23 protein-coding genes are annotated in these 23,852 nt (G+C 73.1%); 11 read left to right on the forward strand and 12 right to left on the reverse strand.

What is annotated here, in order from left to right; genetic code table 11:
• Positions 1 to 6: 6 nt before the first annotated feature.
• Entirely contained in the window at positions 7 to 912 is a 906-nt protein-coding gene (locus ACFPFQ_RS22830) for an NADP-dependent oxidoreductase (protein ID WP_379622069.1), read from the forward strand.
• 5 nt (positions 913 to 917) lie between these two features.
• On the opposite strand, the gene ACFPFQ_RS22835 is transcribed toward ACFPFQ_RS22830, so the two are convergent.
• Both ACFPFQ_RS22835 and ACFPFQ_RS22840 read right to left on the reverse strand, forming a co-directional pair.
• A complete protein-coding gene (locus tag ACFPFQ_RS22835; RefSeq protein ID WP_379622071.1) occupies positions 918 to 1,883 on the reverse strand; it encodes a zinc-binding dehydrogenase in 966 nt (321 codons plus the stop codon).
• Positions 1,884 to 1,916: 33 nt separating this feature from the next.
• Entirely contained in the window at positions 1,917 to 2,192 is a 276-nt protein-coding gene (locus tag ACFPFQ_RS22840) for a helix-turn-helix domain-containing protein (protein ID WP_379622073.1), read from the reverse strand.
• Between the two features lie 32 nt (positions 2,193 to 2,224).
• Here ACFPFQ_RS22840 and map point away from each other — a divergent pair, with 32 nt between their 5' ends.
• Complete coding sequence (gene map, locus ACFPFQ_RS22845) at positions 2,225 to 3,010, forward strand: type I methionyl aminopeptidase (protein ID WP_379622075.1); 786 nt, start codon at positions 2,225 to 2,227, stop codon at positions 3,008 to 3,010.
• 209 nt (positions 3,011 to 3,219) lie between these two features.
• Here the strand turns inward: map and ACFPFQ_RS22850 are convergent, their stop codons facing one another.
• The 3 genes from ACFPFQ_RS22850 to ACFPFQ_RS22860 form a co-directional block, all read right to left on the reverse strand.
• Positions 3,220 to 4,767 (reverse strand): FAD-dependent monooxygenase, encoded by a 1,548-nt coding sequence (locus ACFPFQ_RS22850; protein ID WP_379622077.1) that lies wholly within the window; start codon positions 4,765 to 4,767, stop codon positions 3,220 to 3,222.
• A gap of 87 nt (positions 4,768 to 4,854) precedes the next feature.
• Entirely contained in the window at positions 4,855 to 5,475 is a 621-nt protein-coding gene (locus ACFPFQ_RS22855) for a TetR/AcrR family transcriptional regulator (protein WP_379622079.1), read from the reverse strand.
• A gap of 67 nt (positions 5,476 to 5,542) precedes the next feature.
• A complete protein-coding gene (locus tag ACFPFQ_RS22860) occupies positions 5,543 to 6,358 on the reverse strand; it encodes an NAD(P)H-binding protein (protein WP_379622081.1) in 816 nt (271 codons plus the stop codon).
• Between the two features lie 105 nt (positions 6,359 to 6,463).
• On the opposite strand from ACFPFQ_RS22860, the gene ACFPFQ_RS22865 reads away from it, so the two are divergent.
• The 3 genes from ACFPFQ_RS22865 to ACFPFQ_RS22875 all read left to right on the forward strand — a co-directional run bounded on the left by ACFPFQ_RS22865 (position 6,464) and on the right by ACFPFQ_RS22875 (position 9,433).
• Positions 6,464 to 6,832, forward strand: coding sequence for a winged helix-turn-helix transcriptional regulator (locus ACFPFQ_RS22865; protein ID WP_379622111.1), 369 nt, complete (start codon positions 6,464 to 6,466; stop codon positions 6,830 to 6,832).
• An 84-nt stretch (positions 6,833 to 6,916) separates the two neighbouring features.
• The gene (locus ACFPFQ_RS22870; protein WP_379622083.1) at positions 6,917 to 8,497 is read left to right on the forward strand and encodes an adenylate/guanylate cyclase domain-containing protein; all 1,581 of its coding nucleotides are present in this window, start codon (positions 6,917 to 6,919) and stop codon (positions 8,495 to 8,497) included.
• Positions 8,498 to 8,506: 9 nt separating this feature from the next.
• A complete protein-coding gene (locus ACFPFQ_RS22875) occupies positions 8,507 to 9,433 on the forward strand; it encodes a DMT family transporter (RefSeq protein ID WP_379622085.1) in 927 nt (308 codons plus the stop codon).
• Here the strand turns inward: ACFPFQ_RS22875 and ACFPFQ_RS22880 are convergent.
• From ACFPFQ_RS22880 to ACFPFQ_RS22890, 3 genes are read right to left on the reverse strand one after another with little or no spacing between them, the layout of a single operon-like run.
• Positions 9,411 to 10,949, reverse strand: a complete 1,539-nt coding sequence (locus tag ACFPFQ_RS22880; protein WP_379622113.1) for a 5-oxoprolinase/urea amidolyase family protein — start codon at positions 10,947 to 10,949, stop codon at positions 9,411 to 9,413. The two genes, ACFPFQ_RS22875 and ACFPFQ_RS22880, sit on opposite strands and share 23 nt — an antisense overlap.
• A gap of 16 nt (positions 10,950 to 10,965) precedes the next feature.
• On the reverse strand, positions 10,966 to 11,721 hold the full coding sequence (locus ACFPFQ_RS22885) for a LamB/YcsF family protein (protein WP_379622087.1): 756 nt from the start codon (positions 11,719 to 11,721) through the stop codon (positions 10,966 to 10,968).
• 48 nt (positions 11,722 to 11,769) lie between these two features.
• Positions 11,770 to 12,348, reverse strand: a complete 579-nt coding sequence (locus ACFPFQ_RS22890; RefSeq protein WP_379622089.1) for a TetR/AcrR family transcriptional regulator — start codon at positions 12,346 to 12,348, stop codon at positions 11,770 to 11,772.
• A 90-nt stretch (positions 12,349 to 12,438) separates the two neighbouring features.
• On the opposite strand from ACFPFQ_RS22890, the gene ACFPFQ_RS22895 reads away from it, so the two are divergent.
• Positions 12,439 to 14,748 carry an ATP-binding protein gene (locus ACFPFQ_RS22895; RefSeq protein ID WP_379622091.1) on the forward strand — a complete coding sequence of 770 codons (2,310 nt, stop codon included), beginning with the start codon at positions 12,439 to 12,441 and terminating at the stop codon, positions 14,746 to 14,748.
• On the opposite strand, the gene ACFPFQ_RS22900 is transcribed toward ACFPFQ_RS22895, so the two are convergent.
• Positions 14,724 to 15,398: a response regulator transcription factor gene (locus ACFPFQ_RS22900; RefSeq protein WP_379622093.1), complete on the reverse strand. Its 675-nt coding sequence runs from the start codon at positions 15,396 to 15,398 to the stop codon at positions 14,724 to 14,726. The two genes, ACFPFQ_RS22895 and ACFPFQ_RS22900, sit on opposite strands and share 25 nt — an antisense overlap.
• Positions 15,399 to 15,400: 2 nt before the next feature.
• Positions 15,401 to 15,865, reverse strand: coding sequence for a hypothetical protein (locus tag ACFPFQ_RS22905; RefSeq protein WP_379622095.1), 465 nt, complete (start codon positions 15,863 to 15,865; stop codon positions 15,401 to 15,403).
• Between the two features lie 119 nt (positions 15,866 to 15,984).
• On the opposite strand from ACFPFQ_RS22905, the gene ACFPFQ_RS22910 reads away from it, so the two are divergent.
• The 4 genes from ACFPFQ_RS22910 to ACFPFQ_RS22925 all read left to right on the forward strand — a co-directional run bounded on the left by ACFPFQ_RS22910 (position 15,985) and on the right by ACFPFQ_RS22925 (position 21,207).
• The gene (locus ACFPFQ_RS22910; protein ID WP_379622097.1) at positions 15,985 to 17,586 is read left to right on the forward strand and encodes a carboxyl transferase domain-containing protein; all 1,602 of its coding nucleotides are present in this window, start codon (positions 15,985 to 15,987) and stop codon (positions 17,584 to 17,586) included.
• A gap of 5 nt (positions 17,587 to 17,591) precedes the next feature.
• Positions 17,592 to 19,604, forward strand: coding sequence for an acetyl/propionyl/methylcrotonyl-CoA carboxylase subunit alpha (locus ACFPFQ_RS22915; RefSeq protein ID WP_379622099.1), 2,013 nt, complete (start codon positions 17,592 to 17,594; stop codon positions 19,602 to 19,604).
• Positions 19,605 to 19,606: 2 nt separating this feature from the next.
• Complete coding sequence (locus ACFPFQ_RS22920; RefSeq protein WP_379622101.1) at positions 19,607 to 20,752, forward strand: acyl-CoA dehydrogenase family protein; 1,146 nt, start codon at positions 19,607 to 19,609, stop codon at positions 20,750 to 20,752.
• A gap of 65 nt (positions 20,753 to 20,817) precedes the next feature.
• On the forward strand, positions 20,818 to 21,207 hold the full coding sequence (locus ACFPFQ_RS22925; RefSeq protein ID WP_379622103.1) for a hypothetical protein: 390 nt from the start codon (positions 20,818 to 20,820) through the stop codon (positions 21,205 to 21,207).
• Positions 21,208 to 21,225: 18 nt separating this feature from the next.
• On the opposite strand, the gene ACFPFQ_RS22930 is transcribed toward ACFPFQ_RS22925, so the two are convergent.
• Together ACFPFQ_RS22930 and surE are read right to left on the reverse strand one after the other, a co-directional pair.
• Positions 21,226 to 21,402, reverse strand: a complete 177-nt coding sequence (locus ACFPFQ_RS22930) for a hypothetical protein (RefSeq protein ID WP_379622105.1) — start codon at positions 21,400 to 21,402, stop codon at positions 21,226 to 21,228.
• Between the two features lie 51 nt (positions 21,403 to 21,453).
• A complete protein-coding gene (gene surE / locus ACFPFQ_RS22935; RefSeq protein WP_379622107.1) occupies positions 21,454 to 22,233 on the reverse strand; it encodes a 5'/3'-nucleotidase SurE in 780 nt (259 codons plus the stop codon).
• A 117-nt stretch (positions 22,234 to 22,350) separates the two neighbouring features.
• Between surE and ACFPFQ_RS22940 the strand changes: the two genes are divergently transcribed.
• Complete coding sequence (locus ACFPFQ_RS22940; RefSeq protein WP_379622109.1) at positions 22,351 to 23,688, forward strand: alpha/beta hydrolase; 1,338 nt, start codon at positions 22,351 to 22,353, stop codon at positions 23,686 to 23,688.
• Positions 23,689 to 23,852 lie beyond the last annotated feature (164 nt).

Genomic DNA, 23,852 nt, shown 5'->3' on the forward strand with positions numbered 1-23,852 from the left:
GCGGGCATGAGGGCATACGGCTTCCACAAGATCGGCGGCCCGGAGAACGAGGCGTTCCTCGACGTCCCGGTGCCGGTGCCCGGGACCGGCGAGCTGCTCGTGCGGGTCCGGGCGGCCGGGGTGAACCCCGGTGACTGGAAGCTGCGCGACGGCTCCTACGGCGTCGAGGGCCCGGCGGTGCTCGGCCGGGAGGTGGCGGGCACCGTCGAGCAGGTCGGGGCGGGGGTCGAGGGCTTCGCCGTCGGCGACGAGGTCTTCGGTGGCACCCCGAACATGACCGGCGGCTGGGCCGAGCTCGCGCTGGTCACCGGCTCGTTCGCGGCGCTGCGACCGGACGGGGTGGCACCCGCCGACGCGGCGTCGCTACCGGTCGCCGCCGGCACGGCGTACGACGCGCTCACCGGGCTGGGCCTGGAACCGGGAGCAACGCTGCTGGTCAACGGGGCCGGTGGGGGCGTCGGGATCTCGGCGGTGCAGCTGGCGGTGGCCCGCGGGCTCACGGTCGTGGGCACCGCGAGCCCTGGCAAGCACGAGCTGCTGCGTTCCTACGGCGCCGTGCCCGTCGCGTACGGCGACGGGGTGGTCGAGCGCGTCCGCGCGGTGGCGCCCGGCGGCGTCGACGCGGTGTTCGACCTCGTCGGCGGCGCTGCGCTGCGGGCTGTCGCCGAGCTGGTGGCCGACCGGTCCAAGCTGGTCACGGTGGCCGACCGGCCGCTGGCCGCCGAGCTCGGTGGCGGCGGCGTCGAGCGCGATCGCAGCCGGGCGGTGCTGACGGAGCTGGCCAGGCTCGTCGCCGCGGGGGAGCTGGATCCGCACGTCACCGACGTCCGCCCCCTCGACGACGCGGCCGCGGCACTGGCGCTGGTGGAGTCGGGACATGCCACCGGCAAGGTGGCCCTGCAGCTCCGATAGCCCGTTCAGGGCAGCAGCAGGGTCTTGCCGAACACCGAGCGTTCCTCGATCGCGGCGTGCGCGTCGGCGGCCTTCTCCAGCGGGAAGGTCTGGCCGATCACCGGGGCGATGTGGCCCGCCACGGCCTCGGCCATCGCCAGCTCGGTGAGGTGTCTGAGGCGGGCCTCGTCGAGCTGGACGTCGGCGATGCCGGACAGGGTCACCCCGCGCTCCGCGGCCACCGCCGGGTCGATGGCCGCGAACCGGCCGCCGGGGGTGCCGTGCGCGGAGAACCGGCCGCCGGGTGCCACCAGGTCGAACGCGGCCTCGCCGAGCGACCCGCCGATGTTGTCCAGCACGACGTCGGCGCCGGAGCCGCCGAGTGCCGTGCGGGCCCGCTCGACCCAGCCGGGGGACTCGGAGTCGATGACGGCAACGGCGCCGAGCTCCCGGATGCGGGCGAGCTTGCGCTCGTCGCGCGCGACGGCGACGACCCGTGCGCCGCCCGCCAGTGCCAGCTGCACCGACGTGATGCCCAGCCCGCCGCTCGTGCCGACGACGAGCACCGCGTCATCGGCACCGATGGCCGTGAGCTCGGCCAGCGCGAGCGCCGTGGGGCCGTCGTGCATGAGCGCGGCCGCCACCTGCAGGTCGAGGCCGTCCGGAACGGCGGAGACCTGATCGAGGGGGGCCACCACCTGCTCGGCGTACCCACCCTCGACCCGGGCCACCACGGCGCGCCCGACCCAGCTCGGGTCGACGTCCGCCCCGACCGCGCGGACCCGCCCGCCTACGGCGTTGCCGGGGACGTAGGGCGGGGTGGTGTCGAAGTAGGGCTTGCCACCACCGGCGCGGATCATGGTCTCGACCCAGATCACATCGGCGGCGGCGACGTCGATCACGACCTCACCGGCTCCGGCGACCGGCTCGGGCGCCTCGGTGGTCTGGAGGACGTCGGGTGGACCGAACGCGTGCACTGTCACCGTCTTCATGTGCACAGCGTCGAACGTGAAGCTCGGTTGAGGTCAAGCCCCGCGTGCGACGTGCTGCTCCGGCACCGGTGGAGCGATGGCGACGACGATCTCGTCGAGCGCCAGCCCGAGCGCTCCGGCCAGCGCGGACACGGTGAAGAAGGCGGGGGTCGGGATGCGACCGGTCTCGATCTTGCGAAGGGTCTCGGCCGAGATCCCGGCCGCGGCCGCGATGTCGCCGATGCTGCGACCGGCACGCGCGTCGCGCAGCAGCCTGCCGAGCCGTTCGCCACGCTCACGGTCGGACGGGGTCAGGGGGACGCGAACCATTACCCAATACTAATACCGGTATAGTTATCTGCGTGATCGAGTTGAAGACTCCAGGTGAGATCGACGCCATCGAGGCAGCGGGCAAGGTCGTGGGCGCCGTCCTGACCGCGGTCGGGGAGCATGCCGTGCCCGGCACCAGTCCCGAGGAACTGGACGCCATGGCGGCCGACCTGATCTCGGCCGCCGGCGGCGAGCCCACCTTCCTCGACTACCACCCGGCCTTCGCGCCCTGCCCGTATCCCGGGGTGATCTGCGCGAGTGTCAACGACGCCGTGGTCCACGCCATCCCCGCCGCCGAGCCGCTGCGTGACGGCGATCTGCTCAGCGTCGACCTCGCCGTGCACATCGACGGCTGGTGCGCCGACGCCGCGTTCAGCATGGTCGTCGGCGAGACGGCCGACAAGATCGACGTCGCGCTCATCGCCGCCACCGAGGCTGCGCTCGCCGCGGGCATCGCGGCCGCGGGCCCCCGGGCCCGGCTGGGTGACATCGCAGGCGCGATCGGCGCCGTCGGGCGCGCGAGCGGCTTCGGGATGCTTGCCGACCACGGTGGCCACGGGCTCGGGCGCACGATGCACGAGGACCCGCACGTGCCGAACGAGGGCCGGCCCGGGCGAGGACTCAAGCTGCGCCCCGGCCTGGTGCTGGCACTGGAGCCGATGCTGATCGCCGGAGGCACCGACGACTACCGCCACGACCCCGACGGCTGGACGCTGCGCACCGCAGACGGCAGCCGGGCGGCGCACGCCGAGCACACGATCGCGATCACCGCGGACGGGGTGCGGGTGCTGACGGCGGGGCGCCCCGGCTGGCGGTAGGCGGCTCGGGCGTATCCCCGGTTGCGGGAAAGCCACTTTCCTGCAACGCAAGAGCCCGCCGCCGCGCCGGGTGAGTGATCAACGCCCACAGGTTCCGGTTCGATCATGAGCCAGTACGCGCTCGGCGGCGAACGCGAGAGCGCCGATTCTCATCCGTCATGGCGGCCGCAGGCCATGACGGGCTTTCCTGCAACGTGGCTGGGCAGGGCTCAGCTCACCCCCGCCGCAACGAGTGCAGGTGCCCCGAACCAGGTGTGCAGCGCCGCTTCCAGCTCGACCGGATCAGCCCCGGCCCACGCGACGTGCCCGTCGGGTCGGACGAGGACCGCATCGGCCGGCGCGTCGGGGCTCGTCGCGACCGTCACCGCCACCCGGTCGTGCCACGCCTCGGCGACGGCCACCAGGTCCGCCCGTCCGGCCAGGTCGAGCAGCCGGGGACGCCCGTCGCGCAGCACCTCGGCGACGCGGGACGTGCCCAGCGGCAGGTCGGGCAGGAAGCGCCCGATCAGATCGTGGTCGCCTGCGCCGCCCATGTCGTAGCGCACGTCGGCGCTCGACGTCAGCTCCGAGATGTGCCGGACGTTGTCGGGTGACCCGAGCAGCTCCTGCAGCACCTGGCGCAGCGCCGTGACGTGCGCACCCGGTCGCAGCAGCGCCGTCTGCGCCCGGCTCGACATGATCACCCGCTCCCCGACGGGGTGGCGCTCGGCGTGGTAGCTCTCGAGCAGCCCGTCGGGCGCCCAGCCCTGCACTGCAGCGGCGAGCTTCCAGCCCAGGTTGAGCGCGTCCTGCAGGCCCAGGTTCAGCCCCGGCCCGCCGATGCCGGACTGCACGTGGGCGGCATCGCCGACGAGGAGGACGCGGCCGGCGCGGTACCGGTCGGCCAGCCGCGAGTTGCTCGTGGTGTTGGCCCGGGCCCCGCCGCCGTCGACCTCCCGGATCGGGAGCTCGACGCCGAGCACGCGGGTGACGGCCGCGGTGAGCTCGGCAACCGGGATCTGCTGCCACGTCCAGTCGTCCTGCTCGGGTGTGCGGGCGTCGTCGCCCCACTCCTGCACGGCGACGCGGTAGCGGCCGGGCTGGAACATGCCGTAGGCGAACAGCCCGTTCTCGGTACGGGTGAACGTCCCGGGCCGCAGCCTGCCCAGCCCGGGAACGTCCAGCTCGCCCCCGCCGACGGCGACCGGCGCGTCGATCGCGACCTCGCCGTTGCGGCCGATGGAGCTGCGGTCGGTGAGGCCGGGGAACCCGATCCCGGCGGCCTTGCGAACGGTGCTCTTGCCGCCGTCGGCACCCACGAGGTAGCTCGCGGTGAGCACGTACTCGCCTTCGGGCCCGCTGACGTCGATCTCCACCCGGTCGGTGTACTGGCGCAGCGCCACCATCTCGTGGCCATGGCGCACCTCGACGCCCAGATCACGCGCCCGTCCGGTCAGCAGCTCCTGCATGCGCAGCTGCGGGATCGGCAGCGCGAAGAAGGTGTTGCCGGGAAGCTGCGCCATGTCCAGCCACAGCGCGCCGAACTGGAAGACGGGCGTCGGGCGGGGTGGGCTCGCGGAACCGAACGCTTCGGCGAGGCCGCGGTAGTCCAACGCCTGCACGACGCGACCGACCAGCCCGTTGGCCTTCGGCATGGTCGAGGGCTCCGGCAGCGCCTCGAGCACGAGGGGTCGGACGCCGGCCAGCGCCAGCTCGCACGCCGTCATGAGCCCGTTCGGGCCGCCTCCGACGATCACTACCGGGTTGTTCTCGGGCATGGCTGCGCTCCGTTCCGGCCGCGGCCCGGTGTCCGGGCGCGGCGAACCAGGCCCTGGGTCAGGGCCGAAGGGAAAGGTGGGTGGGTGTCAGGTGGTGGGGTGCGCGGGCAGCCCGGCCGCGATCTGGGCCAGTGCCGAGCGGATCAGCGGTCCGATGGCGACCGGTGGATCGGCCGAGATCCAGAGTTCGCTGGCGATGCGGACGGCGGAGCTGACCGCGGCTGCGGCCAGGCGCGGGTGCAGATCGGTGTGGACATCGGCGCCGGTGCGTTCGGCGATCGCTTCGGCGACGCGGTGCTCGCCCATGGCCGCGGCCCGCAGGAAGGATCCGACGAAGGCCGGATCGGTCATCATCGTGGCGACGCCCGTGGTCCAGGTCGTCTCGGGGGTGGAGTCGGTGTCCACGCCGAACTGCTGGAGCGCCGCGGCCGTGATGGCCTCCCACAGCGGCTCGCCCGGCGGCCGTTCCCGCAGTGCGGCGGCGGCGCGTTCGAAGCGGTCGCGGTGGCGGAACGTGATGGCGTCGTACTTGCTGGAGAAGTAGTTGTTGAACGTGCGCGGGGACACGCCGGCCGCGGCCGCGATGTCCTCCACCAGTACCTTGTCGATCCCGTGCTCGACGGCCAGTCGAAGGGTGGCCCAGCTCAGAGCCTCGCGGGTCTCCTGCTTCTTCCGTTCCCGCAGTCCGGGAGCGCTGTTGACGGCCACCGCCCCACCGTAGCAAAAAATGCGCGGACCGCAAGATTGCGGGCCGCGCATTTTTCTGGGGACGATCTCAGGAGAAGACACCCTGCACGGCCTCGCGCATGGTCGTGGCCGGGCGCCCGAGCAGCTTCTCCAGGTCGGGCGCGGTCTCGTCGAACAGCCCGCTCGCGATGATCTGGTGCACGAACGCGATCCCGCCGAGGTCCGCGGCGGGCACGGCCCGGTAGGCGACGGGCGAGCCGGTCACGTCGGCCACGGTCGCGGCCAGGTCGGCGACGGTCCACAGCGCGCCGCGCAGCTCGTAGATCACGCCGGTGTGCTCCGGGCCGGTGAGCGTCGCGGCCGCGGCGAGCGCGAGGTCGCGGATCGTCACGAGGTTGACCGGTCGACCCTCGTCGGCGCCGGGCAGTTCGCCCGCGGACACGACGTCACGCAGGCCCGGGTTGACCAGGGCCTCCATGTAGAACGTGTTGCGCAGGATCGTGTGCGGCACGCCCGCGTCGCGCAGCAGCCCCTCGGTGGTGGTGTGGTCGGCCAGGAAGCCCTGGCCGTTCGCGGCGCCCTCGGCACTGGTGTAGACGATGCGCCCGACGCCGGCGGCCTTCGCCGCGTCGATCGCGTTGCCGTGGTGGATCGGCCGGATCCCGGGCGTGGTGATGTCGGGCGACGAGACGAGCAGCAGCACGTCGACGCCGGCGAAGGCGGCCCGCAGCGAGGCCGGATCGTCGTAGCTGCCGGCTCGCACATCGACGCCGCGCTCGCTGAGGTCGGCGGCCTTCGAGGGGGTCCGGGCCACGGCGACGAGCTCGCTCGCGGGGATGCGGGTCAGCAGGTCCTCGATCACGATGCGGCCGAGGTTCCCGGTGACTCCGGTGACGGCGATCATTTCTTGCTCCTCAAGGGTGGTGTTGACGTTCGCCACCACCGTAGGGTTGGCGCTAACCGTTGGTAAGTACGTACCTGGCGGTAAGTGCCGGAGGCAGATGTGAGCATGCAGGTACCGGGCTGGGACGCTTCGGCCCGAGGTGACGTGTTCGACAGCCAGTGCCCCGCGCGCGGGGTGCTCGACCACGTCACGAGCAAGTGGGCGGTCCTGGTGCTCGCGGCGCTGCGTGGCGGGCCGCTACGGTTCAGCGCGCTGCGGCGCCGGATCGGTGGCGTGAGCGAGAAGATGCTCGCCCAGACGCTGCGCACGCTCGAGGCCGACGGGTTCGTCGACCGCGAGGTCGCGCCCACCACCCCGCCGCAGGTCACCTACAGCCTCACCGGGATCGGCCACGAGGTCACGAGGCACCTCACCGGGCTGCTGAACTGGATCGACGAGCGCCTGCCGGACGTGCTGGCGGCGCGGAGCGCCTGATCCGGCCGTCACCCCGCGCCGAACCCGGTTGAGATCGGCCCGCGGTGCCGCCTCCCTGCTCCGAACGGCCTAAACTACCTGCTCATGGGACGTCCCTCGCGGACGCGGCGGGTCCAGGCATCGGTGCTCGACGTGTCCGTCCGGATCACGCTCGTGCTCGTCGTCGGGCTGGCGAACCTCGCCGGTGCGGTCGTCGTGTGGCTGCTGGGCGTCCTGGTGCTCCCCACCGGCGACATCGCCGATCCGGACCGCATGCGGCTGCTCAACCTGCTGCTCCTCGGCGCCTACCTGATCGTCGCGGCCCCGATCGCGCTCTACTGGGGCAGCCGCCGGTTCCGGATGCGCTCGGGCGCCGACGCGGAGGCCCAGCACCGCACCGAGCGTCGGATGGTGCTCTACGGGCCGCTGCGCCTGGTCACGGTCCAGGGTGTGCTGTGGGTCGTGGGCGCGGCGCTGTTCGCCGCGCTGAACCTCAACTTCTCGGTGCGACTCGCCCTGTCGGCTGCCGAGACGATCCTGCTCGGCGGCATCTCCACCTGCGCACTGTCGTACCTGCTGTGCGAGCGGATCCTGCGGCGCACGGCCGAGCGGGTGCTCGGCGATGCGACGGGCCCCGGCCGTCGCTTCCTGCCCGGTGTGGTGACCCGCTCGCTGGTGTTCTGGGCTCTGGGCACCGCGGTGCCGGTGAGCGGGGTGCTGCAGGCCTCGGTCGCCGCGATGTTCTACGGCGACATCTCCGCGGCGCGGCTGGCCGTCATCGTGCTGATCGTCGGGCTCATCGGGCTGGCCAGCGGGGTGCTGGTCACGGTCGGTGCCGCGCGGGCCGTCGCCGACCCGGTCAACGCCGTGCGCAAGGCGATGGAGCGGGTCGAGCTCGGCGATCTCGAGGTCACCGTGCCGGTCTACGACGGCACCGAGGTCGGCCAGTTGCAGGCCGGGTTCAACACGATGGTCGCTGGGCTGCGGGAGCGGGAGCGCATCCGCGACCTGTTCGGTCGCCACGTCGGCCGTGACGTGGCCAGGGCCGCGGCGGCCACCGCCGAGGTGCGCCTCGGTGGCGAGGTGCGGCACGTCGCCGTGCTGTTCGTCGACATGGTCGGTTCGACGGCGCTGGCCGCCCACCGCCCACCGGGCGAGGTGGTGGACCTGCTCAACCGCTTCTTCGGGGTCGTGATCGGCGTCGTCGAGGAGCACCGGGGTTGGATCAACAAGTTCGAGGGCGACGCGGCGCTGGCGATCTTCGGAGCGCCGGTCGCCGTCGACGACCCGGCCGGCCGGGCACTGGCCGCGGCGCGGCGCCTCGGCGAGCGGCTGGCCCTCGAGCTGCCCGACGTCGACGTGGGGATCGGGGTCTCCGCCGGTGACGCCGTCGCCGGCAACGTCGGCGACCCGCGGCGCTTCGAGTACACGGTGATCGGCGACCCGGTGAACGAGGCCGCCCGGCTCACCGAGCTCGCGAAGGCCGTGCCCGGCCGGGTGCTCGCCGCGGCGGGCGCGGTCGAGCTCGCCGGTCCGGGCGAGGCGGCCCGGTGGACCTTCGGTGACGCGATGACGCTGCGCGGACGGCTCGAACCGACGCGGCTGGCCTTCCCCGGAATGGATTCGGCAGGATCCGGTGGCGCGATGACCGAAAACCGCGCGATCGCGGGTGAGGTCGCGGGCTAGCGTCGCTGCATGACGTCGATGCGGGACTCCGCCCGTACCCGGTGGGTGGTACTCGCCGCTGTCCTGTTCACGGTGGTCGCCTGGGCCTCGGCGTTCGTCGCGATCCGGGCCGTCGGTGGCTCGTACGCGCCGGGCTCACTGACGCTGGGCCGGCTGCTCGTGGGTGCGCTCGCGCTCGGGGTGCTCATGCTGATCGGACGCCGGTGGGTGACGCCGACCCGCCGCGAATGGCTGCTGATGGCCGTATGCGGCGTGTTCTGGTTCGGCGTCTACAACGTGGCGCTCAACGCCGCCGAGCAGCGTGTCGACGCCGGCACCACCTCGATGCTGGTGAACATCGGCCCCATCCTCATCGCGCTGTTCGCCGGGCTCCTGTTCGGCGAGGGCTTCCCGCGCTGGCTGGTGATCGGGGCGCTCGTCGCGTTCTGCGGGGCGGTGCTGGTGGGCGCCGCCACGTCCCAGCTGGCCGGTTCCGACCTGCTCGGGGTGGTGCTCTGCCTGGTCGCCGCCGTGACGTACGCGATCGGCGTGCTCGCGCAGAAGCCGGTGCTGCGCAGGTTGCCCGCCCTGCAGGTCACGTTCACCGCCTGCGTCATCGGTGTCATCGTCAGCCTGCCGTTCGCGCCGGTCCTGATCGGTGATCTCGCGGTGGCACCGACCGCGGCCACGGTCGGGATCGCCTACCTCGGGCTGGTGCCGACGGCGCTGGCGTTCAGCACGTGGGCCTACGCGCTCTCGCGGATGGACGCGGGGCGCCTCGGCGTCTCCACCTACCTGGTGCCGCCGATCACGATCGCGATGTCGGCCGTGCTGCTGGGCGAGCTGCCGCCCGTGCTCGCGATCGTCGGGGGCGCGATCTGCCTGGTGGGTGTCGGGCTCTCCCGCCGCCGCCCGGCCGCGCGTCCGCAGCCGACTACGGAGCCGGCACGAACCTGAACCGCACCTGCTGGCCGGGTCGCACCTGCGCGGCCACGTCGGCGTCGGCGTCGAGCAGCACGGCCACCACCGGATAGCCGCCCGTCACGGGATGATCGGCGAGGAACACCACCGGCTCGCCTCCGGGCGGCACCTGCACGGCGCCGCGGACCATGCCCTCGCTGGGGAGCTCGCCCAGATCCCGACGCTGCAACGGGTCACCTTCCAGCCGCATCCCGACGCGGTCGCTGCGGCTCGACGCCGTCCAGACCGTGCGGGTGAGCGCGCTCGCGTCCTGCATCCAGTCGGCGCGCGGACCGGGAACGGCGCGCAGCGTCACCGTGTCGCCCGTCGGCAGCCGCACCGGTGCGACGTCGACGATCGGGAAGTCGGACGGCTCTGACCCCACCGGAAGGCGCTGCCCGGCGCGCAGCACGGCAGGCCCGATGCCCGAGAGCACGTCGGTCGCGCGGGAGCCGAGCACGGCGGCCGCCGTGATGCCGCCGCGCACGGCGAGGCAGGTGCGCAGGCCGACCGGTGGCACGCCGAGGCGCAGCAGCTGCCCCGGCCGCAGCGTCAGCACGGCGTTGTGACCGACGGGGGTGCCGTCGACGTCGGCGGGTGCGGGCGCCCCGGTCAGCGCCACCGTCAGCAGCCGGTGTGCGCGCACGGCGAGGCCGCCGAGCACCACCTCGATGGCCGCGGCGTCCTCCGGGTTGGCGACGAGCCGGTTGGCGAGCCCGAGTGCGGCCCGGTCGGCCGCGCCCGAGCGGCCGACGCCCGATGTGGCGAGCCCGGTACGTCCGCGGTCCTGCAGCAGCGCCAGCGGCCCGGTCGCCACGATCTCCAGCACGCCGCCCGGCTCGACCTCGGGCGTCCCGACGGGCGACCGCTCGGACCGTTCCACATCCGGCACCGCGACGAACCGCACGCTGTCGCCAGGGTGCAGCAGCGCGGGCGGGTCGCGCGTCTCGTCCCAGAGCGTCGCGGCGGTGCGGCCGATGAGCTGCCAACCACCCGGCGACGAGCGCGGGTAGACCGCGCTGAACTCCCCGGCCAGTCCCACCGAGCCGGGCGGCACCGCGGTGCGCGGCTCGGACCGGCGCGGCACCTCCAGGCGCCGATCGCCGCCCGCGAGGTAGGCGAAGCCGGGAGCGAAGCCGCCGAAGCCGACGCGCCACGGCCTCGCGCTGTGCGCCTCCACCACCCCGTCGGCGCCGAGTCCGGTGAGCTCGCCGACCTCGTCGAGGTCGGGACCGTCGTAGACCACCTCGATCGTCACCGCAGTGCCGCCTGCAGTGCCGTCCGCCGCGGCGTCGACGGGCCGGGCGCTTTCGCCCAGCTCGTGCACCCGACGCCGCAGGAACGGGAGGTCGGCGCCGCTCGACGTGGTGACCAGGAGTGTCCGGGCGGCCGGCACGACGTCGAGGACGCCGGGCAGGTCCGCATCGTGGACGGCGGCGGCGAGCGCGAGCACCTCGGGGAGCCCGTCGACCTCGATGAGGAAGCCGACGTCCGCGCAGGCCAGCACCCGCATCGTCACCCGGGGCTCCTCATGCGAAGGCGCCGAGCTCGACACCTTCGCGCTCGAGCCCGGCCCGCACGGCGGCCGCCATCGCTACGGCACCCGGCGAGTCGCCGTGGACACACAGCGAGTCGGCCCGGACCGCCACGTCCGTGCCGTCGACGGCGGTGACGACGCCGTCGGTGACCATCCGCAGCACCCGGGCCGTCACCTCGGTGGGATCGTGGAGCAGGGCACCGGGCCGGGAGCGGGGCACCAGCGTTGCCTCGGCGGTGTAGCCGCGGTCGACGAAGAACTCGGTGACGGTGCGCAGGCCGGCTGCGGCGGCCAGTCTGAGCAGCTCCGACCCTGGCAGGCCCAGCACGGGCAGCGTCGCGTCATAGTCGCGCACGGCGTCGACCACGGCCTGCGCCTGCGCCGTGTGGTGCACGGCGGCGTTGTAGAGCGCGCCGTGCGGTTTGAGGTAGCGCACCGCGGTGCCCGCGACCCGGCACATCCCGTCGAGTGCTCCGAGCTGGTAGATCACGTCGGCGGCGAGCTCGGCGGGGTCGACGTCGATGAACCGGCGGCCGAAGCCCGCGAGGTCGTGGTAGCCGATCTGGGCCCCGACGACCACACCCGCGGCGGCGGCCTGCGCGCAGGTGCGGCGCAGCGTCGACGGATCGCCGGCGTGGAACCCGCAGGCGACGTTCGCCGACGTCACGACACCGAGCACCGCCTCGTCGTCGCCCAGCACCCAGCGGCCGTAGGACTCACCGAGGTCGGAGTTGAGGTCGATGCGCACGGGTCAAACCCTACAAATTGTTCAACAATCCCGCAATCCAGCGCCCCGTCAGGTGGGGAGGGTGGTGAGGGCCGTCATCGCCATCCGGCGCAGCAGTGCGACGGCGTCGGGGCCGCGGCCCGTGTGCGGCGTGGAGTTGAGCAGCCCGAACGCCCCGTGCGCGGCGATGCGCGCCGAATCGGCCGAGAGCGTGGGATGGATGCGGCGCAGCGTGTCGGCCCAGATCTCGACGTAGGTGCGCTGCAGCTGCCGAACGCGCCGCCGCGGCAACGTCGGCAGGTTGGCGAGGTCGCGGTCCTGCACCACGATCAGCTCCGGCTCGCGCATCGCGAAGTCGGCCTGGAACTCCACGAGCGCGGCGAGCACCGCGAGCGGGTCGTCGGACGCCTCGGCCCGCTGTCGCCCGCCGGCGAGCAGGTGCTCGCTGATGCCGATCAGCATCTCGGCGAGCAGTGCCTCCTTGCCGGGGAAATGGCGGTACAGCGCGGGCCCGCTGACGCCGACGGCGGCACCGAGATCGGCGATGCTCACGCCGTGGAAGCCGTGCTTGGCGAACAGCTGTGCCGCAACCGTGAGGATCTGTTCACGCCGGCTCACCCCGGTGTGCACCGCAGGGGGCCCGACCATCCGGTCAGCCTACCCCGCCGTTAACGAGCCCTAACCCGATCTTGGTTCGGGCTCAGCGCGGTCTCAGCGGGGATCGATACGCTGGTCGGCATGCCCAGGGCTCCGCGGTGGATGCGAGTGCGCCTCGGCGTGCGCGTGGCCTCCGCGCTGGCGGCCGCCCTGGTCATCGCCGTCACCGCGGCGCTGTCCAGCATCGTGCTGGTGCTGCTGGTCCGGCAGTCGCTGAGCGCCAACATCGAGGTGACGGCGTCCGACCGGGTGCACCAGCTCGCCGACCGGGTCGCCCAGAACGACCGGGGCGCGCCCAACGACAACGCCTTCAACACGGTCAAGAACGTGGCCACCCGTGACGATTTCGCCCAGGTGCTGGTGATCTACCCCATGGGCGACGGGCAGCCGCCCCGCATCACGGCAGAGGGTGGCACCGACTCCACCCCCAAGGGCGACCCGATGACCAGCCTGCTGCCCACGGGCACCGACGTGAACGTGGTGCCCAGCACCTACATCACCACGGCCGACGGTGACCGGGTGCACGTGGTGCTCGCCTCGATGGCCACCACGTCGGTCGGCTCCGACGCCGTCGCGATCTTCGCGGTGCCGCTGAGCAGCGTCGACACCGCCGTCTCCACGCTCAAGTTCTACCTGCTGTTCGGCGTGCCGCTGCTGATCATCGTGGCCGGCGCCACCACCTACCTGTTCGCGGGTCGCGCGCTGCGCCCCGTCGAGGCGATCCGGGTGCAGGTGGCCGCGATGACGGAGAAGGACCTGGCCCAGCGGGTGCCGGTGCCCGAGTCGCACGACGAGGTCGGCCGCCTCGCCGAGACGATGAACGCGATGATCGGCAGGCTCGAGAACGCGCAGGGCGTGCAGCGCCGCTTCGTCGCCGACGCCAGCCACGAGCTGCGCAGCCCGCTCGCCACGATCTCGGCGGGCCTCGAACTCCTCCAGGACGAATCGGCCGACCCCGTCACGGTGGGCGCGCTGCGCAAGGAGACCTCCCGGCTCGGCAAGCTCGTCGACGCGCTGCTGCTGCTCGCCCGCGCCGACGAGCGGGGCCTGCAACCGCGCCGCGAGGAGGTGGATCTCGACGAGATCGCCGAGGCCGAGCGCGTCCGTCCCGGCGGTGAGGGCGTGCCGATCGAGGTGCGGGCCGAGCCCGTGCGGGTCATCGGCGACAGGGGCCAGCTCGTGCGCGTGCTGCGCAACCTGGTGGACAACGCCCGACGCCACGCCCGCTCGCAGGTCGGGGTCACCGTCGCCCGCGACGGCGACTTCGCCCTGATCGAGGTCAGCGACGACGGCGCCGGCGTGCCGGAGTCGGACCGGGCGCGGATCTTCGAGCGCTTCGTCCGGCTCGACGACGCCCGGGCCCGTGCCGACGGTGGATCCGGCCTCGGCCTCGCCATCGTCGCGGAGGTCGTCGCGGCCCACGGCGGCACGGTGGAGGTACGCGAGGCGCCGGCGGGAGGAGCGCTGTTCCGGGTGTCGCTCCCGGCCGCACCGCAGTTCGAACACGGTGATGTCGAGCTGTCCTACCCGGGGCTGCCCGCGGTGGTCCCGAGTGCCGAGAGCGCACCCGAACCGGCCCCGCCCGCACTATCTCAGGCTGAGGCCGCTGAGGCCGCTGAGGCCGCTGAGCCCGCGACCGCTGAGCCCGCGACCGCTGAGCCCGCGACCGCTGAGCCCGCGACCGCTGAGCCCGCGACCGCTGAGCCCGCGACCGCTGAGCCCGCGACCGCTGAGCCCGCGACCGCTGAGCCTGCGACCGCTGAGCCTGCGACCGTCCAACTCGAGGCCGGCGGCCCCGAGATCGCCGAGCCGGCAGCGTCCACAGCGCCCACTTCCGCATCCGATGCAGCGCAGCAAGGAGTTCCCGTGCCCGGTCGTCCGGCCGACCCGCCCGACGAGCCGACGGCCCCCTACGCGGTTCCCCCCGGTGCGTCGCGGCCACAGCCGCTCGCGGCCAATACCGTCCAGCCGCTCCCGGCCAACGCCGTCCGGCCCCGGCCGGGCCCGACCGGCACGCCGCCTGCCGGTTACGGTCGGGTGCCGCCGGTGACGCCGCCGACCGGGGTCCCGCGCCAGCAGCGCCGTCCGCGCCCGGCGCCGACCCCGCCCTACGGGTCGCCGCCGATCCCGCCCGCCTCCGGCTGGCAGGTGGCGCCGCGGCCGTACGCAGGCCCGTCCGTGTCCCAGTCCGTGTCCCCGCCGACGGCCCCGAACCCGGTGCAGCCGGTGCGGGCCGGGCGCTCACCGTGGCTGCAGGCCCCGGTCACGGACGCCGAGGCGAAGGTCGACCCGCCGACCGCGCCGTGGCGCATCCCGTCGACCATGACCGACACCGACCCCGAGGGGATCCCGGCGGTGCGCAGCGATCAGCCGGGCTCCACCATCCGGTAGCCCACACCGCGCAGCGTCTCGATGCTGCGCGTCCCGAACGGCGAGTCGATCTTGCGGCGCAGGTAGCCGACGTAGACCTCGACGACGTTGACCTCGCCCTCGTAGTGGGCATCCCAGACGGCCCGCAGGATGTCGGTCTTCGTCACGACCTCGCCCGCGTAGCGCATGAGGTGTTCGAGCACGCCGAACTCGCGTGGGGTCAGCGTGATCTCGGTGTCACCGCGGAACACGCGGTGTCGCGCCGGGTCCAGTGACAGCGTGCCGACGGTGAGCACGGTCGGGCGCGCCTCCCCGGACCGTCGCAGCAGCGCCCGCAGCCGTGCGAGCAGCACGACGAAGGAGAACGGCTTGACGAGGTAGTCGTCGGCGCCGAGGTCGAACGCGTCGGCCTCGTCGTACTCGCCGTCCTTCGCGGTGAGCATCAGCACGGGTGTCCAGATCTCGGCGGCCCGCAGCCGCTGCAGGATCCGGTAGCCGGACAGGCCGGGCAACATGATGTCGAGCACGACGACGTCGTGCTGTTCGGTGGAGGCCGCGGCGAGCCCGGCCGGCCCGTCGTGCACCACCTCGACCGTGTGGCCGTCGGCGACGAGGCCCCGACGCACCATCTCGGCAAGTGGGACTTCGTCCTCGACCAGCAGTACGCGCACCCTCAGACGGTAGCGGGCGCCGGACGGGTGCCGATCGTCGCAAGGAGCAGCAGCAGTGCGGCCTGCCCGAGCATGCCGGGCGTGCGGGGCGTGTGCAGGCCCACGCCGCCGGCGTCGTAGAGCGGCCGGGTGAGGGGGAACAGGCTCGACCAGTAGCTGCCGATCCGTTCGCTGATGCTGGCCGGGTCGGCCGCGACCACCAGCCGCTGCACCACGTAGGACACCGCGGCGATCAGCACGACGACGCACAGGACCCGCGCCCAGAACAGCCAGCGCCTGCCCGGCGCGATGACGAGCAGCATGGCGGCGGCCAGCGCGGCGACCCCGACCCACGACAGGAACGGGAGGTCGTCGTACGCGACGAGCCGGGACGCGACTCCCACCAGCAGCACGGTGGTCAGCGCGATCAGGCCGAGTGGCACGAGCCCGAGCAGGGGTCGCTCGGTGGTCGTCGGATCCTGCTGCACCCCACCAGTGTCCGGGAGACCGCCGGAAACATCCAGAGCGGCGTCACACCTGTTGGTGGTGGCGTCCCAGGTTAATGAACGTTAACCTCGGTCCCGTCCAGCCGATGCGAGGGAGAACCATGGGCGTCGCCACGTCGAGCCCGGTGCTGCACGCCAGCGCCGATCCGACCGGAGAGGCCGGTGCGCGCAACGATGCCGCACACCGGGAGCTCGTCGATGACCTTCGTGCCGAGCTCGCCACGGCACGCCTGGGTGGGCCGGAGCGGGCCCGCACGCGGCACGTCGAGCGGGGCAAGCTGCTGCCGCGCGACCGCGTCGACTCGCTCGTCGACCCGTCGAGCCCGTTCCTCGAGCTGTCCCCGCTCGCCGCCCACGGTCTCTACGACGGCGACGCGCCCGGTGCCGGGATGATCACCGGTGTCGGACGGGTGTCCGGTCGCGAGTGCGTGATCGTGGCCAACGACGCCACCGTCAAGGGCGGCACGTACTACCCGATGACGGTCAAGAAGCACCTGCGCGCGCAGGAGGTGGCGCTGCACAACCACCTGCCGTGCCTCTACCTCGTCGACTCCGGCGGCGCGTACCTGCCAGAGCAGGACGACGTGTTCCCCGACCGCGAGCACTTCGGCCGCATCTTCTACAACCAGGCGCAGATGTCGGGCATGGGTATCCCGCAGATCGCCGCGGTGCTCGGCTCCTGCACCGCGGGCGGCGCGTACGTGCCCGCGATGAGCGACGAGGCCGTGATCGTCCGCAACCAGGGCACGATCTTCCTGGGCGGCCCGCCACTGGTGAAGGCCGCCACGGGTGAGGTCGTCACGGCGGAGGAGCTGGGTGGCGGCGAGCTGCACTCCCGGATCTCCGGCGTCACCGACCACCTCGCCGAGGACGACGCCCACGCGCTGCAGATCGTCCGCTCGATCGTCGGCACGCTCGGGCAGCGCACCCCGCGCCCGTGGGACGTGCGGCCCGTCGAGGAGCCGCTCGCCGACCCCGCCGAGCTCTACGCGGTGGTCCCCACCGACTCCCGCACGCCCTACGACGTGCGCGAGGTCATCGCCCGGATCGTCGACGGCTCCCGGTTCCACGAGTTCAAGGCCGAGTACGGCACCACGCTGGTCACCGGCTTCGCGCGCCTGCACGGGCACCCGGTGGGGATCGTCGCGAACAACGGGATCCTGTTCTCGGAGTCGGCGCAGAAGGGTGCGCACTTCGTCGAGCTGTGCGACCAGCGCGGTATCCCGCTCGTGTTCCTGCAGAACATCTCCGGGTTCATGGTCGGGCGCGAGTACGAGGCGGGCGGCATCGCCAAGAACGGCGCCAAGATGGTCACTGCGGTGGCCTCGACACGCGTCCCGAAGTTCACGGTGGTGATCGGCGGCTCGTTCGGCGCCGGCAACTACTCGATGTGCGGGCGGGCCTACTCGCCCCGGTTCCTGTTCATGTGGCCCAACGCCCGGATCTCGGTGATGGGCGGCGAGCAGGCCGCGATGGTGCTCGCCACCGTCCGCGGCGCGGGAGACCCGGAGCCGGAGGAGGAGTTCAAGGACCGCATCCGCGCCCAGTACGAGCGCCAGGGCCACCCGTACTACTCCACCGCCCGGATCTGGGACGACGGCGTGATCGACCCGAAGGACACCAGGACGGTGCTGGGGCTCGCCCTCTCCGCCGCCGCCAACGCGCCACTGGCCGACCCGGCCTTCGGCGTCTTCCGGATGTGAGGGACATGTTCGACACCGTTCTTGTCGCCAACCGGGGCGAGATCGCCGTCCGGGTCATCCGGACGCTGCGCGCGCTGGGCATCCGGTCGGTCGCCGTCCACTCCGATGCCGACGCGGGCGCGCCGCACGTCGCGCTCGCCGATGTCGCCGTGCGCATCGGGCCGGCCGCCGCCGGGAGCTCGCGGTTCGGCGCAGGTAGCTCTGCTGCACAGAGCTACCTGTCCATCGACGCCGTGCTCGATGCCGCCCGCGCCACCGGCGCGCAGGCCATCCACCCCGGCTACGGCTTCCTGAGCGAGAACACGGCGTTCGCCGCGGCCTGCGAGGCGGCGGGCATCGCGTTCGTCGGCCCGCCGGCGTCAGCCATCGAGGCCATGGGCGACAAGATCCGCGCCAAGCAGACGGTGGCGAAGGCGGGCGTCCCGGTCGTCCCCGGTTCCGACGGGGCCGGGCTCGACGACGAGGCGTTGACGCTCGCGGTCGAGCAGATCGGCTTCCCGGTGCTGCTCAAGCCCAGCGCGGGTGGCGGCGGCAAGGGCATGCACGAGGTGCACCGGATCGAGGACCTCGCCGCGGCGCTGGCCACAGCGCGCCGGGAGGCCCGCAGCTCGTTCGGCGACGACACGCTGCTCGTCGAGCGGCTGGTCACCACCCCGCGCCACATCGAGATCCAGGTCATGGCCGACCAGCACGGCAACGTCGTGCACCTGGGCGAGCGCGAGTGCTCGCTGCAGCGGCGCCACCAGAAGATCGTGGAGGAGGCGCCGTCCGCGCTGCTGACGCCCGCGCAGCGCGCCGCGATGGGCGCCGCGGCCGTCGAGGCGGCCCGCTCGGTGGGGTACTCCGGTGCCGGCACCGTCGAGTTCATCGTCGGCGCTGATCGTCCGGACGAGTTCTTCTTCATGGAGATGAACACCCGGCTGCAGGTGGAGCACCCCGTCACCGAGCTGGTCACCGGACTCGACCTCGTCGAGCTGCAGCTGCGGGTCGCGGCGGGCGAGACCCTGCCGATCACGCAGGACGACGTGGTGCTGACCGGCCACGCGATCGAGGTGCGGGTCTACGCCGAGGATCCCGCGGCGGGCTTCCTGCCGACCGGCGGCACCATCCTCGCGCTGCGCGAACCCGCCGGCGTCCGCGTGGACTCCGGTGTGGTGGCAGGCGGGGTCGTCGGTTCGGACTACGACCCGATGCTCTCCAAGATCATCGCCTACGGCGCCGACCGCGACGAGGCGATCCGCCGCCTCGACGCCGCGCTGCGCGAGACCGTGCTGCTCGGGCTCGGCACCAACATCGGTTTCCTGCGCGCACTGCTCGCCGACGCCGACGTGCGGGCCGCCCGCCTCGACACCGGGCTCGTCGGCCGCAGGCTCGACGAGTGGACGGCGGCGGCGCTGCCCGCCGACGTGCTGCCCGCTGCGGCGGCGCACGCGCTGCTGGAACTGGAGCCCACCGGCGCGATCGTCGACCCGTTCGACGTCCCCGGCGGCTGGCGCGTCGGGGAACCGGCCTGGACCACCTGGAACATGATCGTGGCCGGCTCCGAGCCCGTCGCCGTGCGCATCCGCGGCCGGGCCGCCGACGCGGAGGTGGTGGTCGGTGATGGCGAACCGCAGCGCGTGTCGGCCCGTGGCGACGGTGCGACGCTGACCGTCACGGCCGGCGGCATCACGCGTCGCTACACCTGCGCGCAGGACGGGTCGACGCTGTGGCTCGGCCGGGACGGCGGCGCATGGGGCGTGCGGGAGCAGGCACCCGTCGACGCCGCCGCGGCGGCCCAGTCGGGAGCGGGCGGGCCCGTCCTCTCGCCGATGCCGGGCACCGTCACCGTCGTCGAGGTCACCGACGGCCAGCAGGTTGCCGCGGGCGACCGGCTCGTGGTCGTCGAGGCCATGAAGATGGAGCACGTCCTCACGGCCCCGGTCGACGGGATCGTCCGGGAACTCCGCGCCCGCGTCGGCGCCACCGTGGCGCGCGACGCCGCGCTCCTCATCGTCGAACCCACCACCAAGGACTGATCATGGACCTCACCCTGAGCGAGGAGCACGAGGCACTGCGCGCGACCGTCGAGGAGTTCGCCCGCAAGGAGGTGGCGCCGGTCATCGGCGACTTCTACGAGCGTGGCGAGTTCCCCTACGACATCGTCGCGAAGATGGGCGCGATGGGCCTGTTCGGCCTGCCCGTCTCCGAGGAGTACGGCGGGATGGGCGGTGACTACTTCGCGCTCTGCCTCGCGCTGGAGGAGCTGGCCCGCGTCGACTCGTCGGTGGCGATCACGCTGGAGGCGGGTGTATCGCTCGGCGCGATGCCGATCTACCGCTTCGGCACCGACGAGCAGAAGGAGCAGTGGCTGCCGGAGATCGCCGCGGGCACCCGGCTGGGTGCCTTCGGGCTGACGGAGGCGGGCGGCGGCTCGGACGCAGGCGCCACCCGCACCACCGCGCGCCTCGACGGCGACGAGTGGGTGATCAACGGCTCGAAGGCGTTCATCACGAACTCGGGCACCGACATCACCTCGCTCGTCACCGTCACGGCCGTCACCGGCGAGCGGGAGGGGCGCAAGGAGATCTCGGCGATCCTCGTCCCGGCCGGCACACCGGGCTTCCGGGTCGCGCCGAAGTACTCGAAGGTCGGCTGGTGCGCCTCCGACACCCACGAGCTTTCCTTCGACGACGTCCGCGTGCCGGCCGCCAATCTGGTCGGCGAGCGGGGCCGCGGCTATGCGCAGTTCCTCTCGATCCTCGACGAGGGCCGCGTCGCGATCGCGGCGCTGTCGGTGGGGCTCGCGCAGGGCTGCGTCGACGAGTCGGTGCGCTACGCCCACGAACGCGAGGCGTTCGGCCACCCGATCGGTAGCTACCAGGCCATCCAGTTCAAGATCGCCGACATGGAGGCGCGGGCGCACACAGCGCGGCTGGCCTACTACGCGGCGGCGGCGAAGATGCTGCGCGGCGAGCCGTTCAAGAAGGAGGCCGCGATCGCGAAGCTCGTGGCGTCCAACGCGGCGATGGACAACGCCCGCGACGCCACGCAGGTCTTCGGCGGCTACGGCTTCATGAACGAGTACCCGGTCGGGCGGTTCTACCGCGACGCCAAGATCCTGGAGATCGGCGAGGGCACCAGCGAGGTCCAGAAGATGCTGATCGCCCGGCAGCTGGGTCTGTAGCCGGGCGGTGCCCCTGCGAGACCGTGATCGCGGTACGGTCCGCCTCGACGATCGGGAGGTGGCGCGTGGCCAGCTGGGACGACCTCATGTCCTTCGTGCGGGTTCGCTACGAGATCATGCGGCAGGCCGAGGGCGAGCTCTGGTTCAACCTGCCCACGCCCGGCGATCGCACGCAGATCGTGCTGGTGCGCCAGGTCACGGGGGAGGACAACCACCCGTGGGCGCAGATCACCTCGCCCATCGGCCGGCTCGAGCAGATCGACCTTGGCAAGATGCTCGAGCGCGCGGGCGAGTCGATCGCGGGGGGTGCCGTCTCCGAGAACGGGCTGGTGCTGTTCCGGCACTCGATCCCGCTCGGCGACACCGAGCTGGACGGCTTCGACCGGTCGTTCCGGCTCGTCGTCGACGTGGCCGACAAGCTCGAACTGGAGCTCACCGGCGCCGACGAGCACTGAGTCCGTCGGCGCCCGTGATCAGCTGAACTGCGGCGCCAGGTCGAGCGCCTGGTCCACGACCATGCGCAGCCTCGCCAGGAGCTGATCGGCTTCGCCCCAGGTCAACGCGCCCGATCGCAGCCCCGACCGGATCTCCTCCGCCATCGTGCGCGCGAAACCCGTCGACCACTCAGCGCGAATGTCCCCGTCACCCATCGTGAGATCGTGCACTGTGGTCCGGGTCACACTCCTTCTGGGGGTGGTGGCTCACCCGGCCTGGGTGAGCACGCCGGCCCGTTCCCCTATCGAGCGGAGCTCGGTGAGCGCGGGGTGACCGGCCGCCAGCAGCGCCGAGTCGGTGCCCGGCTCCGGCTCTCCCGACTCCGCCAGCGTGGCGTGCAGGCCGGCCCGGCCGTCGTCGCCGACCCTGTGCTCGACCAGGATCTGGACCTGCCCGAACCGGGAGAGCCGCGCCTCGCGCAGCCCGCCAAGCTCCGCGACGGGGCGGTCCGGGACGTTCAGCGACAGCGCCGTGCCCTCGGGGGCGGCGAGCAGGATGTCGAGCACCTCGGGCAGCACGTGCACGGCCGCCTCCCAGTGCGGCTGCTGCGGTGGCCACACGCAGTCCAGCGACACGGCGAGGCCCCGCCAGCCGTGCAGCGTCGCGGTGAGCGCCGCGCCGACCGTCCCCGAGTGCAGCACCGAGTGGCCCGTGTTCGCACCAGCGTTGATCCCGGACAGGACGATGTCGGGCTCCGGGTCGAGCCAGCCCCGCCCCGCGGCGTGCACGATGAACGCCGGGTGGCCCTCAACGGCGAACGCGGGGATGCCGGGCAGTCCCTCGATCTCGCGGGTGTGCACCAGCACCCGCCCGTCCTCCCGCACGGCCGCGACGGAGGCGCCAACGCCGCTCGCGTCGATGTGCGGTGCGGCCACGACCACGTCCAGTCCGGCGTCGCGCGCGCCCGCTGCGAGGGCCCACAGCCCCGGTGAGTCGATGCCGTCGTCGTTGGTGATCAGTGCTCGGATGCGCCGGGAGGTAGCCACGACTCCACCGTAGGTGTGCCGGACGAACGGTAGGGGGCGTCGTGATGACCGTCCCGTGGATGCGTCGGCCCGCCGCATCCCCATGATCCGGGCGGCGTTAGCCTCACAACGGCCCGGTTGGAGGAAGCCCTGATCGCGTCACCACTGCTGGACGCCCCGCTGATCGCCGGTGTGCTGCCCTCGACGATCTCGGTGGTCGGTGGGCTCGCGCTGGTGTACCTGCTGGTGCGCCGGGGTCGGCGGTGGTGGTTGCGCACCGTCTCGACCTGCATCGGGATCGGGGTGCTGGTCGCCGCGCTCTCCGCCGTGGGCGTGGCGCTCCTGCGTCCGTTCCCCGATCCGCTCCCGCTGCGCGTGCTGTTCTGGATCGCGGTCACCGCCGCCGGGTGCGCCCTCGCGTGGGCCCCTCGCGGGAGCGGCCGGCTGCGCGTCGCGGTGACCGTGCTCGCCGTGGTCGCCGTGCTGCTGATGGGCGCGGTCAAGGTCAACGCGTTCTACGGGTACCGCCCGACGCTCGCGTCGGCCGTCGGGCTGCAGGCATCCGACCAGACCACCTTCGCCGACCTGCCGCGCGAGGTGGAACTCGTGACCGCATCGGCCGGGATGTCGCTCGCGGCCGGCTGGACGCCGCCGCCGGACATGCCGGCCACGGGGCAGGTCGCGCAGGTCTCGATCCCCGGCACGGCGTCGGGATTCGCGGCCCGCCCGGCCTGGCTCTACCTGCCGCCCGCCTACCTCGGCAGCATCCGCGCCGAGCTGCCGGTGCTGGTGCTGATCCCCGGCCAGCCCGGCGGCCCGGACGACTGGCTGCTCGCCGGCCAGCTCGCCAATGTCCTGGACCGCTTCGCGGCCGCGCACCACGGGCTCGCGCCGGTGGTGATCGTCCCCGACACCACCGGTTCGTCGTTCGGCAACCCGCTGTGCCTGGATTCGAGGCTCGGCAACGCCGAGACCTACCTCGCCGTCGACGTGCCGGCGTGGGAGACCGAGCACCTGCAGGTCCGCCATCACCACCGGGCGATCGGCGGGTTCTCCTTCGGCGGCACCTGCTCGCTGCAACTGGCGGTGCGCAGGCCCGAGGTCTACCCGACCTTCCTCGACATCGCCGGGCAGGCCGAGCCGACGCTGGGGGACCGCGCGCAGACCGTGCAGGCCGCCTTCGGTGGGGACGACGACGCGTTCCGCCTGGTCAACCCGCTGGACGTGCTGAAGACGGCCGCCCCCGGCCGGTACGTCGCCAGCGCCGGCATCCTCACCACCGGCCGCGACGACGCCCTCTACGGGCCGGAGGCCGCCCGGGTGCGTGACGCCGCGGCGGAGGCAGGCCTGCCGGTGCAGCTCATCAGCCTGCCCGGCGGTCACTCCTGGCCGATGGCCATCGACTCGCTCACGGCAGCGCTGCCGTGGATCGCCGACCGCGCCGGCCTCGTCCCGGCCCCGCCGCTGCCGCACTGAGCGCCCCGCCCGCCCTCCCACATCGCAGCATGGTGGCCATCCTGCGATCTGACGCTGGGATGGCCACCATGCTGCGGTCCGGAGTGGCCCGCGGCACGGTCTACTAGGGCGTGTCCTGTAAGCCGGTGCGCAGCCATAACACGATCGCGGCGATGATGAGTTCG

It is taken from the genome of Pseudonocardia sp. GCM10023141 (genome assembly GCF_042653605.1).